The sequence below is a fragment of the Janthinobacterium sp. BJB304 genome (assembly GCF_002735765.1).
Lineage (GTDB): Bacteria > Pseudomonadota > Gammaproteobacteria > Burkholderiales > Burkholderiaceae_D > Janthinobacterium.
Map to the genome: position 1 here is coordinate 263,093 of NZ_PDZN01000005.1, position 13,800 is coordinate 276,892.

Consider the following 13,800-nt stretch of genomic DNA (forward strand, 5'->3'; position numbering starts at 1 on the left):
TATGACCGCATTGGCAAAGAACAGTATCGTCGCCGTCATCGGCAGCGGCGCCATGGGCGCCGGCATCGCGCAGGTGGCGGCAGCGGCCGGCTACAGAGTCAAACTGTACGACACGCGCGCGGAAGCGGTGAGCAAGGCGCTGGCGGACATCGCCAAGATGTACGCGAAGCTGGCCGAGAAGGGCCGCATGACGTTGGACGAAGCCACGGCCGCCACGGCGCGTCTGCAGGCGGCCGGCAGCCTGGCCGACATGAGCGATGCCGCATTGGTGGTGGAAGCCATCGTGGAAAACCTCGACGTCAAGCGCGGCCTGTTCGCCGAACTCGAAGCGTTAGTCAGCGACGACTGCATCCTGGCGACGAATACCTCGTCGATCTCGGTCACGGCGATCGCGGCCAAGCTGCGCCGGCCGGAACGCCTGGTCGGCATGCACTTCTTTAATCCCGTGCCCCTGATGGCGCTGGTCGAAGTGATCAGTGGCCTGGCCACAAGTGAACAAGTTGCCGCCACCGTCTACGACACCTCGATCGCCTGGGGCAAGAACCCCGTGCATGCGAAATCGACACCGGGCTTCATCGTCAACCGTGTCGCCCGTCCGTTTTATGCGGAAGGCTGGCGCCTGTTGAACGAGCAGGCGGGCGACCCCGCCACCATCGACGCCGTGCTGCGCGAAGCGGGCGGCTTCCGCATGGGGCCATTCGAGCTGATGGATCTGATCGGCCACGACGTGAATTTCTCCGTCACGCAATCCGTGTTCGGCGCCTACTTCAACGACCCGCGCTTCACGCCATCCGTGCTGCAGCAGGAAATGGTCAACGCGGGATTCCTTGGCCGCAAATCGGGCCGAGGCTTTTATCTGTACGGCGAAGGCGCGGCTGCACCCGTGGCGCAGGCGGAAAGCGCGCAAGCGGCCCCGGAATTCGTCGCCCTGTCGGCCGCCATCGGCGGCGATGGCCGTGGCCACAGCGGCATCATTGGCAGCCTGGTGCAGCGGCTGGAGCAGGCGGGCGTCACCGTCAGCCGCCGCGTGACGCAGGAAGGCCAGGCGCATGACGAGGCACCGGCCCTGCATTGCCATGGCGCCGCGATCTATCTGACCGATGGGCGCAGCGCCACCCAGCGCGCGCACGACAACCAGCATCCGGACACGGTGCTGTTCGACCTGGCGCTCGATTACGCCGGTGCAAAACGCATCGCCGTGGCCCGTGCCGACCAGTGCAGCGACGACGCCTATGCGGCCGTCGTCGGCCTGTTCCAGGCGGCCGGTTTCACCGTCACGCGCCTGGACGACGTGCCTGGCCTGGCCGTCATGCGCACAGTCGCCATGCTGGCCAACGAGGCGGCCGACGCCGTCAACCAGGGCGTGTGCACGGCGGATGCCGTCGATATCGCCATGCAGAAGGGCGTCAATTATCCGCGCGGACCGCTGGCCTGGGCCGATGCGGTAGGCGTTCAACAGATTGTCACCGTGCTGCACCACCTGGCGCAAGGCTATGGCGAAGACCGCTACCGGGTCTCGCCGCTGCTGCGCCGCAAACTCGCCAATGGAGCACCGTTTCATGCATAAGGAAGACCATATTCACGCTGCTCAGGCTTTGGCCGAAGCGGCTGCCGCCTCCATGCTGTCGCGCGATAACGCCACCGCCGCCATGGGCATCGCCCTGGCCGACGTGGGCCCCGGCCATGCGTGCATGACGATGACAGTGCGCGCCGACATGCTCAACGGCCACCAGACCTGCCATGGCGGTTTCATTTTTGCCCTGGCCGACAGCGCCTTCGCCTTCGCCTGCAACAGCTACAACATGAACACTGTGGGCGCCGGCTGCACCATCGACTACCTGGCGCCAGGCCGCGAAGGCGACGTGCTGACGGCGCACGCCGTCGAGCAGGCGCTGGCGGGCAAGAGCGGCGTCTACGACGTCAAGGTCAGCAACCAGGAAGGCCGCGCCATCGCGCTCTTCCGCGGCAAGTCGATCCGCGTGGCGGGCGAAGTCATACAAGAGCAGGCTTGAACTGCCGGAACCGATTGAATAGTTAAAGAATTAAACAGGAGACAATGATGGTCCAACGTACGCCTTCCCCGAATGACCTCGAGCCGATCGAGCGCGCCAGCAAGGATGAACTGCAGGCGCTGCAGCTCGAACGCATGAAATGGACGCTCAAGCACGCTTATGACAACGTGCCCCATTACCGTGCCGCTTTTGACGAAGCGGGCGTGCATCCGGACGATCTCAAATCCTTGTCCGATCTTTCCAAATTCCCGTTCACGGACAAAAAAGTCTTGCGCGACAATTACCCGTTCGGCCTGTTCGCCGTGCCGCGCGAGCAGGTGGTGCGCATCCACGCATCGAGCGGCACCACGGGCAAGGCCACGGTGGTCGGCTACACGCAGAACGACATCGATACCTGGGCCAACGTGGTGGCGCGCTCGATCCGCGCCGGCGGCGGCCGCGCGGGCGACATGGTGCATATCTCGTATGGCTACGGCCTGTTCACGGGCGGCCTGGGCGCGCACTACGGCGCCGAGCGCCTCGGCTGCACGGTCATCCCGATGTCCGGCGGCCAGACGGAAAAGCAGGTGCAGCTGATCCAGGATTTCAAGCCGTCCATCATCATGGTCACGCCTTCCTACATGCTCAACATCATCGAGGAATTCACGCGCCAGGGCCTGGACCCGGCCGAATCGTCGCTGAAGGTGGGCATTTTCGGCGCCGAACCGTGGACGGACGCCATGCGTTCGGAAATCGAAGCGCGCGCCGGCATCGACGCCGTCGACATCTACGGTCTGTCCGAAGTGATGGGGCCTGGCGTGGCGTCCGAATGCATCGAGAGCAAGGACGGTCCCGTCATCTGGGAAGACCATTTTTACCCCGAGATCATCGATCCGGAAACGGGCGAAGTGCTGCCGGACGGCGAAGAGGGCGAACTGGTGTTTACCTCCTTGTCGAAAGAGGCGCTGCCCATCATCCGCTACCGCACGCGCGACCTGACCCGCTTGCTGCCGCCGACCTCGCGGGCCATGCGCCGCATCGGCAAGATCACGGGCCGCTCCGACGACATGCTGATCATCCGCGGCGTGAACGTTTTCCCCACGCAGATCGAAGAGCTGATCCTCAAAATGCCGAAGCTGGCGCCGCAGTACCAGCTGGTCGTCACGCGCGACGGCCACCTCGACAAGCTCGAAGTGATCGCCGAGCTGCGCATCGACCTGACGGCCACCCTCTCGGCGAGCGAAACGGACGCCCTGGCGCGCGAGCTGGAGCACCGCATCAAGACGCACGTGGGCGTGAGCACGCGCGTGCGCCTGGTGGCCGCCGCCGGCATCGAACGCACGCTGACGGGCAAGGCCCGCCGCGTGGTCGACCAGCGCCCGAAGATTTTCTCCTGATAGCCCGAACAAGGAAGCAAACATGAACGAAGCCTTTATCTGTGACGCCGTGCGCACCCCGTTTGGCCGTTATGGCGGCGCGCTGTCCAGCGTGCGCGCCGACGACCTGGGCGCGCTGCCGATCGCCGCGCTGATCGCCCGCAACCCGTCCGTCGACTGGTCCGCCATCGACGACGTGTTCTACGGCTGCGCCAACCAGGCGGGCGAGGACAACCGCAACGTGGGCCGCATGGCCGCGCTGCTGGCGGGCTTGCCGGCGGCAGTGCCGGCCAATACCATCAACCGCCTGTGCGGCTCCAGCCTGGACGCCGTGGGCATGGCCGCCCGCTCGATCAAGGCGGGCGAGGCGGAACTGATCATCGCCGGCGGCGTGGAAAGCATGACGCGCGCACCGTTCGTGATGGGCAAGGCCGACAGCGCGTTTTCGCGCGCGGCGAAAATCGAAGACACGACCCTGGGCTGGCGCTTCGTCAACGGCAAAATGAAGGCGCAGTACGGCATCGACACCATGCCGGAAACGGCGGAAAACGTGGCCGTGGAATTTGGCATCAGCCGCGCCGACCAGGACGCGCTGGCCTTGCGCAGCCAGCAGCGCTGGGCCGCCGCCAACGCGGCCGGCGTGTTCGATCGCGAAATCGTGCCCGTCGCCGTGCCGCAAAAAAAGGGCGAGCCGAAGATGGTGACGATGGATGAACATCCGCGTCCGGACACCTCGCTGGAAATGCTGGCGAAACTGAAAGGCGTGGTGAAGGCGGATGGCACGGTCACGGCCGGCAATGCCTCGGGCTTGAACGACGGCGCCTGCGCGATCTTGCTCGCGTCCGCCGCCGCCGTGGATAAATACAAATTGACGCCGCGCGCAAAAGTGCTGGGCATGGCCACGGCGGGCCTGGCGCCGCGCATCATGGGCTTTGGTCCCTCGCCGGCGTCGCGCAAGGTACTGGCGCAGACCGGCCTCACCATTGAGCAGATGGACGTGATCGAACTCAATGAAGCGTTTGCTGCACAGGCGCTGGCCGTCACGCGCGACCTAGGCCTGGCCGACGATGCGGCCCACGTGAACCCGAATGGCGGCGCGATTGCCATCGGCCATCCGCTGGGCGCATCGGGCGCGCGCCTGGTGATGGCCGCGCTGAACCAGCTGGAACGCACGGGCGGGCGCTATGCGCTGTGCACCATGTGCATCGGCGTGGGGCAGGGTATTGCTGTCGTCATTGAACGCGTATAAAAAAGTAAAACAACAAAAAAGGCGCAGGCTTGCAAAAAAGCGCCAACCATAATTGACCGTAGTGCCAACCTGGTGGAGACCATAATGATTGCCAATATCTTCAAGAAAACCCTGATCGCCGGCGTGCTGGCCATGACTGCCGCGGGTGCGTACGCGGCCGACAACATCAAGATCGGTTCCGTGCTGTCCGTCACGGGCCCGGCCGCCTTTCTGGGCGACCCGGAACTGAAAACCCTGCAGCTGTATATCGAGAAAATCAATGCGGCCGGCGGCGTGCTGGGACGCAAGCTGGAACTCGTGCATTACGACGACGGCAGCGATGCGGCCAAGGCCAACGGTTTTACCAAGCGCCTGATCGAGTCGGACAAGGTCGACGTGCTGATCGGCGGCACCACCACCGGCGCGACGATGGCGATGGCGCCGCTGGTGGAGCGCGCCAGCATGCCGTTCATCTCGCTGGCGGGCGCCGTGGTCATCATCGATCCGGTCAAGAAATGGGTCTTCAAGACGCCGCATACGGACCGCATGGCGGCCGAGAAGGTGTTCGAGGACATGAAGAAGCGCGGCATCAGCAAGGTGGGCCTGCTGTCGGAAACGAGCGGCTTCGGCGCCTCGGGCCGCAAGGAGTCGCAGATCGTCGCCTCGAAGTATGGCATCACCCTGGTGGCCGATGAAACCTACGGCCCGAAAGACACGGACATCACGGCGCAGCTCACGCGCATCAAGAATACGGCCGGTGTGCAGGCCGTCTTCGTGTTCGGCCTGGGCCAGGGCCCGGCGGTCGTGACCAAGAACTACGGCCAGCTGGGCATGGCCGCGCTGCCGCTGTACCAGTCGCATGGCGTGGCGTCGGACGAATACCTGAAGCTGTCGGGCAAGGCTGCCGAAGGCGTGCGGCTGCCGACGCCGGCCCTCTTGATCGGCGCCATGCTGCCCGACAGCGACGCGCAAAAGGCCGTCGTCGTCGGCTACGACAAGACGTATAAAGAGCGCTACAAGATCGATCCGTCGACCTTTGGCGGCTATGCGCTCGACGCCCTGAACCTGTCGGTGGACGCCATCAAGCGCGCCGGCGGTACGGACCGCGAAAAAGTGCTCACGGCGCTGGAGCAGACCAAGGGTTTTGTGGGCACGACCGGCGTGTTCAACATGTCGGCCAAAGACCACATGGGCCTGGACCTGTCGGCTTTCCGCATGGTGGAAGTGAAGAACGGCGAATGGCAATTGTCGAAGTGATGTAAGCCAGAGTACCTGCGCGAGGCCGCCCCCGAAGGCGGCCCGCGCATAGCCGAACATAATGGAGACACCATGGAAGTCGCACAATTTCTACAATTTCTGTATTCCGGGATGACGGTCGGTTCCGCCTACGCGCTGGCGGCGCTGGGCTTTACCATCATCTACAACACCAGCGGCGTGATCAATTTCGCGCAAGGCGAATTCATCATGCTGGGCGGGATGCTGGCCGCCGTGATGTCGGCCGCCGGCGTGCCGCTGCCGCTGGCCATCATCCTGGCCGTCATCGCCACCGGCATCGTTGGCCTGTTGATGGAAAAAGCCGTGATCGAACCGGCGCAAAACGCGCAGGTCATCACGCTCTTGATCATCACCATCGGCGCCTCGCTGGTGCTGCGCGGCCTCGTGCAAATCTGGCTGGGCAAGGATACGCACTCGCTGCCGGCCTTTTCCGGCGACGCGCCGATCGAATTTTTGGGCGCCAGCCTGCTGCCGCAAAGCCTGTGGGTGCTGGGCGTGACGGTCGTCATCGTGCTGGTGCTGGGCTGGTTCTTCGGCCGCACGCTGATGGGCAAGGCCATGCTGGCCACCTCGCACAACAAGCTGGCCGCGCAACTGGTGGGCATCAACACGCGCAAGGTCCTGCTGTTCTCGTTCGGCCTGTCGGCCCTGCTGGGCGCGGCGGGCGGCATCCTCGTCGCACCGATCACGTATACCTCGTATGACGCGGGCATCATGCTGGGCCTGAAAGGTTTTGTCGCCGCCGTATTGGGTGGCCTCGGTGGCGGCGCAGGCGCGATTGCCGGCGGCCTGATCCTCGGCATCGCCGAAGCCATGACGGCCGGCTACATCTCGTCGGCCTACAAGGATGCGGTGCCGTTCGTGCTGATTCTATTGATCCTGTTCTTCCTGCCGCAAGGCTTGTTTGGCGCTAAAAATTCGGAGCGTGTATGAAGAATTTCCTTACCCGCTCGCGCCATGGCGGCCTGCTGGTGCTGGCGCTCGTGCTGGCCATCTTGCCGCTGTTCCTCAGCAATGCGTTCTACTATGACGTGGCGATCCGCATCGCGCTGAACGCCATCGTCGTCATCGGCCTGAACCTCTTGATGGGCTATACGGGCCAGATCAGCCTCGGTCATGCGGGCTTCTATGGCCTGGGCGCGTATGCGTCGGCCGTGCTGACCACGCACTATGGCTGGCCGCCGCTGGCCGCCCTGGCCGCCGGCGCCGTTGCCACGGGCCTGCTGGCGCTGCTGCTGGCGCGTCCCGTCTTGAAACTCAAGGGCCATACCCTGGCCATGGCGACGCTGGGACTGGGCATCATCATTTCCATCGTCATCAACAACGAGACGCAATGGACGGGCGGTCCGGACGGCATCGGCGTCTCCGCCTTCAGTGTCGCCGGCCTGGAAATCGCCGGCGAAAAATCGTGGTACCTGGTGTGCGCCGTGCTGCTGTTGCTGGTCACGTGGCTGGCCCTGAACCTCATCGATTCGCCCGTCGGCCGCGCGCTGCAGGCCATCCACGGTTCGGAAGTGGCGGCCCGCGTCGTCGGCGTCGATACGACGCGCTTCAAGGTGCGCGTGTTCGTGCTGTCGGCGGTGATTGCCAGCATCGCGGGCAGCATCAGCGCCCATTACATCGGTTTCATCACGCCCAACCTGGCCGGCTTCTTCCACTCGATCGAGCTGGTGACGATGGTGGTGGTGGGCGGCATGGCGTCGATCTTCGGTTCCATCATCGGCGCCGCGCTGCTGACGGTCTTGCCGCAACTGCTGTCCAGTTTTGAAGGCTGGGAAACGGTGGTGTTCGGCGTGATCCTGATGGCGACCATGATCTTCATGCCCAAGGGCCTGGTGCCGAGCCTGGCCAGCCGTTCGCGCAAGCGTTCTGCCACGCCGAAAGCACCGCCTCAATCTGCACGGGAGGTGTGAGATGCTGACGATTAACAACCTGAGCAAGAGCTTCGGCGGCGTGCATGCGGTGCAGGACGTGAGCTTTACCGTCAAGGAAGGCAATATCCATTCCGTGATCGGGCCGAACGGCGCCGGCAAGACGACCCTGTTCAACCTGATCACCGGTGTCTATACGCCGACCAAAGGCGAGATCCTGCTCAATGGCGAGAACGTGGCCGCCATGTCGCCCGATGCGCTGGCGCGGCGTGGCATGAGCCGCACTTTCCAGAATCTGCAGGTGTGCATGAACATGACGGCCATCGACAATGTGATGGTGGGCGCGCACCTGCGCCTGAACCAGAACCTGTTCGCCTCCATGCTGCGCCTGCCGTCCGTGCGCCGCGCGGACGCGGCCTGCCGCGACGAGGCGGCGGGCCTGATGGAGTTTGTCGGCGTCGGCCGCCACATCGGCGACGAGGCGGGGCAGATGTCGTATGGCGCATTAAAACGCCTGGAAATCGCCCGCGCGCTGGCGGCCAAGCCGAAAGTGCTGCTGCTCGACGAACCGGCGGCGGGTCTGAACCACACGGAGACGGGCGAGATCGAAGCCCTGATCCGCAAGGTGGCGCAATCGGGTGTGACGGTGGTGCTCGTCGAGCATGACATGAAACTGGTGATGAATCTGTCGGACCATATCCTGGTGCTCGACTATGGCAAGAAGCTGGCCGAAGGGACCGCCGCCGAAGTGCGCGCCAATCCCGACGTGGTGGCGGCATACCTGGGAGTGGCGGCATGATGAAGATGGAAAAACCTCAGACACCGCTGGTGCTCGATATCGCCGGCCTGACCAGCCATTACGGCCGCATCCAGGCCTTGCACGGCATCGACCTGCAGGTGCGCCAGGGCCAGCTGGTGGCGCTGGTGGGTGCGAACGGCGCCGGCAAGACGACCTTGCTGCGGGCGATTTCCGGCGTGCAGCCGATCAGCGCCGGCAGTATCGCCTTCGCCGGCCAGGACGTGAGCCGCATGAGCGCCGACAAGCGCGTGCGCGCCGGCATTTGCCAGGTGCCGGAAGGGCGGCAAGTGTTCGGCCCCATGACGGTGGAAGACAATCTGCGCCTGGGCGCGTTTACACGCCCCGCACAGGACGTGGCGGGCGACATGGAGCGCATGTACGGCCTGTTCCCGATCCTGAAGGAAAAGCGCCTGCTGCTGGCCGGCACGCTCTCCGGCGGACAGCAGCAAATGCTGGCCATGGCGCGCGCGCTGATGGGCCGCCCGCAACTGCTGCTGCTCGATGAACCGAGCATGGGCCTGGCGCCGCTCCTGATCGCGGAAATCTTCCGCATCGTGGCCGAGCTGCGCGACCAGGGCATCACCATCTTCCTCGTCGAGCAGAACGCGCACGCGGCCCTGTCGATCGCCGATGTGGGCTATGTGATCGAGACGGGCGCGATTACCCTGTCCGGTCCCGGCCCCGAATTGCTGCACAACGAGCAGGTACAAAGCGCGTACCTGGGTATGTGAAGACGTAGGTCGGATTAGCGGGGGCGCCGAGCCGCTTGCGCGTAATCCGACATCAGCCGCTACGGCTGGCAATAATGTTTTGGAGAACAACATGGTCAAAGTCTACGAAATCAACGGCGTCACCCCCGTCGTCCACCCCAGCGCCTATGTGCACCCATCGGCCGTGCTGATCGGCGACGTGATCGTCGGTCCGCGCTGCTATATCGGTCCGCTCGCTTCGATCCGCGGCGACTTCGGCCGATTGATCCTGGAAGAGGGGGCGAACCTGCAGGACACGTGCGTCATGCACGGCTTCCCCGGCTGCGACACGGTAGTCGAAGTCGATGGCCATATCGGCCATGGCGCCGTGCTGCACGGCTGCCGCATCGGCCGCAATGCGCTCGTCGGCATGAACGCCGTGGTGATGGACAACGCCGTCATCGGCGAGGAATCCATCGTCGCCGCCATGAGTTTCGTGAAGGCGGGCATGGTCGTCGCACCGCGCAGCATGGTGGTGGGCACGCCCGCCAAGGTGATCCGCGCGCTGACCGACGATGAAATCAAATGGAAAAGCTCGGGCACGGGCCAGTACCACGAACTGGCCGTGCGCTCCATGCAGACGATGCGCGAAGTGGAGGCGCTGACGCAAGTCGAGGCGAACCGCCAGCGCCTCAATTTCGAATCGGCCTTGCCGCTGCATTTGCACAAGAACGCCACGGCGCAATAAACCATATGAGCGTAGGTCGGATTAGCGGGGCAGCGCCCCGCGTCATCCGACACCACCACCAACGTCACCAACACCCTCGTTTTACGGAGAAACCACATGGCTCACATATCCACCCTGCAAAGCCTGATCGCCGGCCGCTGGCTGGGCGAAAGCGCCGCCGTGCCCCTGCACAGCGCCTTGAACAACCGCGTCATCTATCACACGCATGCGGAAAAGATCGACTTCGACGAAGCCGTCACGTATGCGCGCAAGACGGGCGTGCCGGGCCTGATGGCGCTCGATTTCCAGCAGCGCGCCGCGCGCCTGAAGGCGCTGGCCCTGTACCTGGTCGAGCGCAAGGAAGAACTGTATGCGATCTCGCACCTGTCGGGCGCCACGCGCGCCGACAGCTGGGTCGACATCGAAGGCGGCACGGGAACGCTGTTCGCCTACGCCAGCATGGGCAGCAACGAGCTGCCGTCGTCGAACGTGCTGCACGAAGGCCCGGCCATCGCGCTCGGTAAAAAAGGCGGCTTCGCCGGCACGCACATCCTGGTGCCGCGCGGCGGCCTGGCCGTGCACATCAACGCCTTCAACTTCCCCATCTGGGGTCTGCTGGAAAAATTCGCGCCCAGCTTCCTGGCGGCCATGCCCTGCATCGCCAAGCCGGCCACGGCGACCAGCTATCTGACGCAGGCCGTCGTGCGCATGATGCATGAATCGGGCTTGCTGCCGGCCGGCAGCTTGCAGCTGGTGATCGGTTCCACGGGCGACTTGCTGGACCGCCTGAATGGCCAGGATTTCGTCACGTTTACAGGGTCGGCCGCCACGGCCGCCAAGCTGCGCACGAACCCGAACCTGATCGCCCAGTCTGTGCCGTTCAACGGCGAAGCCGATTCGCTCAACTGCGCCATCCTGGCGCCGGACGTCACGCCCGACGACGTGGAATTCGACCTGTTCGTCAAGGAAGTCGTGCGCGAAATGACGGGCAAGTCGGGCCAGAAGTGCACGGCGATCCGCCGTATCATCGTGCCCGAGCACCTGATGGACGCCGTCGGCACGCGCCTGCGCGAGCGCCTGGCCAAGGTGGTGGTGGGCGACCCGTCCATCGAAGGCGTGCGCATGGGCGCGCTGGCCTCGAAAGAGCAGCAGAACGACGTGGCCGAGCGTGTCGCCACCCTGTCACGGGGTAACGAGGTGGTGTTCGGCGCGGCCGACGGATTCAATCCGCTCGGCGATGGCGCGCAGGACGGCAGCTTCTTCTCCCCGACCCTGCTGATGTGCCGCGATGCCTTCGGCAACGATGCCGTGCATGACGTGGAAGCGTTCGGCCCCGTCAGCACCATGATGGGTTACAACGATATCGACGAAGCGCTGGCCCTGGCCGCGCGCGGCAAGGGCAGCCTGGTGAGCACCCTGGTGACGCGCGATCCGAAGATCGCCGCGCGCGTGGTGCCGCAAGTGGCGGCCACGCATGGCCGCGTGCACGTGCTCGAGCGCGTGGCTTCCGTGGATTCGACGGGCCATGGCTCGCCCCTGCCGCAACTGAAGCACGGCGGCCCTGGCCGCGCGGGCGGCGGCGAGGAACTGGGCGGCGTGCGCGCCGTGCGCCATTACCTGCAACGGGCGGCCGTGCAAGGCTCGCCGACCATGCTGGCGGCGATCACGGGCGAATACGTGCGCGGCGCGGACGTCAACGAAAGCCCGATCCACCCGTTCCGCAAGCACTTCGAGGACTTGAAGACGGGCGACTCGCTGCTCACGCACCGCCGCACGGTCAGCGAAGCGGACATCGTCGCCTTCGGCGGCATCTCGGGCGACTTCTTCTACATGCACTTCGATGAAATCGCCGCGAAGGAATCGCAGTTCGGCAAGCGCATCGCCCACGGCTACTTCGTGCTGTCGGCCGCCGCCGGTCTGTTCGTCTCGCCTGGCGTCGGTCCCGTGCTGGCCAACTACGGTCTGGACAACCTGCGCTTCGTCGCTCCCGTCGCCATCGGCGACACCATCCGCGCGCGCCTCACGTGCAAGCGCAAGGTCGACCGCAACCGCAAGGACGTGTTTGGCGTGGGCCAGGGCGTGGTCGCGTGGGACGTGCAGGTGACCAACCAGAACGAGGAACTGGTGGCCAGCTATGACATTCTGACCCTGGTCTCCAAGCGCGAGTAAGTCCGAGAGTAAGCGTCTCCGGCAGGACCGGTGTGAATGGCGCCACCCGCGAACTTCGCGCGGGTGGCGCTTTTTTTATGGTGGTTCTTTTGGTCTTGAATTATCCATAAGTGTATGAAAAATATAGGCTAAGTGTGGTTTTGCACAGCGTGCTATTTAGATAAACCCCTCTAGAACGCGTGCTTTTTTCATCAAAAGCGGCGAATTCGCTCATTGCCGCAAGAAAACTTTCCAACGTAAAACCTTTTCTATGTAGCATGGTTTTACTCACTGGTCACGTCGCCATGCACGCCCAAGGCGATGGCGGCGCGAAAAAAAACGGACCCGGCCTTTTGCGGCTGGTGAACCCTCGACCGCGAGTTCCATTCCACGATTAACGTTCACCGCTACGGGTATTTAATTACTATGAATAAACACGTCCTGATTTTCCTGTTGGCCATGCCCCTGGCCATCAGCTATGCTTATGCCGAAGAGGCCGTTGGCCCCGCCGTCAAGATCAGCGGTTACGGCACGGCCGCCCTGACCATGGCCGATACCGACAACGCGCAGTTCGCGCGCCCGAACCAGGCTGCCGGCGCCGGCCGCACCGCCCGCACGGGCGTCGATTCCAACCTGGGCTTGCAAGCCAATGTCACCGTCAACCCGTGGCTGTCGGCCACCGTGCAGGGCCTGGCGCGCAAGGATGGCGAGGATGATGTCGGCGCCGAACTGGCGTGGGCCTTCGCCAAGGCCAAGGTATCGGACAGCTTCAGCGTGCGCGTCGGCCGCATGGGCCTGCCAGTCTTCATGATTTCCGATTATCGCAACGTGGGTTATGCCAACACCATGCTGCGCCCGCCCGGCGAAATGTATTCGCAGGTACCGCTGAACAGCATCGACGGCATCGACGGCACCTACCAGTTCAGCGCGGGCGATACCAGCATCACCACGCAGCTGGCGCTGGGCCGCACCAAGGCCACCCTGGCCACGGGTCCCGCTTCGACCGTGCAGGTGGAAGGCAAGTCCATCGTCGCCTTGAACGTGGTGGCTGAGCATGGCCCCGTCACCGTGCGCTTCGGCCGGGCCGAGACCAAGTTGACGATCAACGATTCGCCGAGCCTGAACACCTTGATGGGCAGCTTGCGCGCGGCCGGCAGCGGCTACCGGATCGCCCAGCTGGGCGCCCTGGCCGATGCGCTGGAAGTCAAGGACAAGAAGGCGTCGTTTACCTCCGTGGGCCTGGGCCTGGACTGGAACAACGTGCTGCTGCAGTCCGAATATGCGAAGCGCAAGACGGACAGCTATGTCAGTGACAGCACCTCGTGGTATGTGATGGGCGGCTACCGCATCGGTGCTTTCCTGCCCTACTACAGCCACGCCAGCCTGAAGGCCGATGGCCGCGTGAACAACACCGTGCCCGCATCCTGCCCTGCCGGCTTTCCGGCCGCCTGTACGCCGACCCTGCGCGCCCTGTCGGCCGGCGTCGAGACTCTGGCCACCATGCGCAACCAGCTCGAGCAATCGACGGACAGCATCGGCGTGCGCTGGGACTTCCACCGTTCGGCCGCGCTGAAAGTGCAGATCGACCGCATCAAGCCGAAGAATGGCCCTGGCCTGTTCGTGCAAGCCAAGCCGGGCTTCCATGGTCCCGTCACGGTGGCTGCCGCCGCCATCGATTTCGTTTTCTGAGGAGCGC

12 protein-coding genes are annotated in these 13,800 nt (G+C 64.4%); all 12 read left to right on the forward strand.

Annotated elements, in window-relative coordinates; translation table 11 throughout:
* The first annotated feature begins 1 nt into the window (after nt 1).
* Nucleotides 2-1,567 (forward strand): 3-hydroxyacyl-CoA dehydrogenase PaaH, encoded by a 1,566-nt coding sequence (paaH, locus tag CSQ95_RS08405; protein ID WP_099409150.1) that lies wholly within the window; start codon nt 2-4, stop codon nt 1,565-1,567.
* Nucleotides 1,560-2,012: a hydroxyphenylacetyl-CoA thioesterase PaaI gene (paaI, locus tag CSQ95_RS08410; protein WP_099409151.1), complete on the forward strand. Its 453-nt coding sequence runs from the start codon at nt 1,560-1,562 to the stop codon at nt 2,010-2,012. The genes paaH and paaI overlap by 8 nt, the downstream gene beginning before the upstream one ends.
* 47 nt (nt 2,013-2,059) lie before the next feature.
* Nucleotides 2,060-3,388: a phenylacetate--CoA ligase PaaK gene (paaK, locus tag CSQ95_RS08415; RefSeq protein WP_070224246.1), complete on the forward strand. Its 1,329-nt coding sequence runs from the start codon at nt 2,060-2,062 to the stop codon at nt 3,386-3,388.
* Between the two features lie 22 nt (nt 3,389-3,410).
* Complete coding sequence (gene pcaF, locus CSQ95_RS08420) at nt 3,411-4,616, forward strand: 3-oxoadipyl-CoA thiolase (RefSeq protein WP_070291034.1); 1,206 nt, start codon at nt 3,411-3,413, stop codon at nt 4,614-4,616.
* Between the two features lie 84 nt (nt 4,617-4,700).
* Nucleotides 4,701-5,852 (forward strand): ABC transporter substrate-binding protein, encoded by a 1,152-nt coding sequence (locus tag CSQ95_RS08425; protein ID WP_099409152.1) that lies wholly within the window; start codon nt 4,701-4,703, stop codon nt 5,850-5,852.
* A gap of 72 nt (nt 5,853-5,924) precedes the next feature.
* Nucleotides 5,925-6,803 carry a branched-chain amino acid ABC transporter permease gene (locus CSQ95_RS08430; RefSeq protein ID WP_070224249.1) on the forward strand — a complete coding sequence of 293 codons (879 nt, stop codon included), beginning with the start codon at nt 5,925-5,927 and terminating at the stop codon, nt 6,801-6,803.
* The gene (locus CSQ95_RS08435) at nt 6,800-7,783 is read left to right on the forward strand and encodes a branched-chain amino acid ABC transporter permease (protein WP_070291037.1); all 984 of its coding nucleotides are present in this window, start codon (nt 6,800-6,802) and stop codon (nt 7,781-7,783) included. The genes CSQ95_RS08430 and CSQ95_RS08435 overlap by 4 nt, the downstream gene beginning before the upstream one ends.
* 1 nt (nt 7,784) lies before the next feature.
* Nucleotides 7,785-8,540: an ABC transporter ATP-binding protein gene (locus tag CSQ95_RS08440; protein ID WP_070224251.1), complete on the forward strand. Its 756-nt coding sequence runs from the start codon at nt 7,785-7,787 to the stop codon at nt 8,538-8,540.
* The gene (locus tag CSQ95_RS08445; RefSeq protein WP_070291038.1) at nt 8,540-9,271 is read left to right on the forward strand and encodes an ABC transporter ATP-binding protein; all 732 of its coding nucleotides are present in this window, start codon (nt 8,540-8,542) and stop codon (nt 9,269-9,271) included. The genes CSQ95_RS08440 and CSQ95_RS08445 overlap by 1 nt, the downstream gene beginning before the upstream one ends.
* A 91-nt stretch (nt 9,272-9,362) precedes the next feature.
* Nucleotides 9,363-9,977 carry a phenylacetic acid degradation protein PaaY gene (gene paaY / locus CSQ95_RS08450; RefSeq protein WP_099409195.1) on the forward strand — a complete coding sequence of 205 codons (615 nt, stop codon included), beginning with the start codon at nt 9,363-9,365 and terminating at the stop codon, nt 9,975-9,977.
* Between the two features lie 96 nt (nt 9,978-10,073).
* Complete coding sequence (gene paaZ / locus CSQ95_RS08455) at nt 10,074-12,125, forward strand: phenylacetic acid degradation bifunctional protein PaaZ (RefSeq protein ID WP_099409153.1); 2,052 nt, start codon at nt 10,074-10,076, stop codon at nt 12,123-12,125.
* 405 nt (nt 12,126-12,530) lie between these two features.
* Entirely contained in the window at nt 12,531-13,793 is a 1,263-nt protein-coding gene (locus CSQ95_RS08460; protein ID WP_099409154.1) for a hypothetical protein, read from the forward strand.
* Nucleotides 13,794-13,800 lie beyond the last annotated feature (7 nt).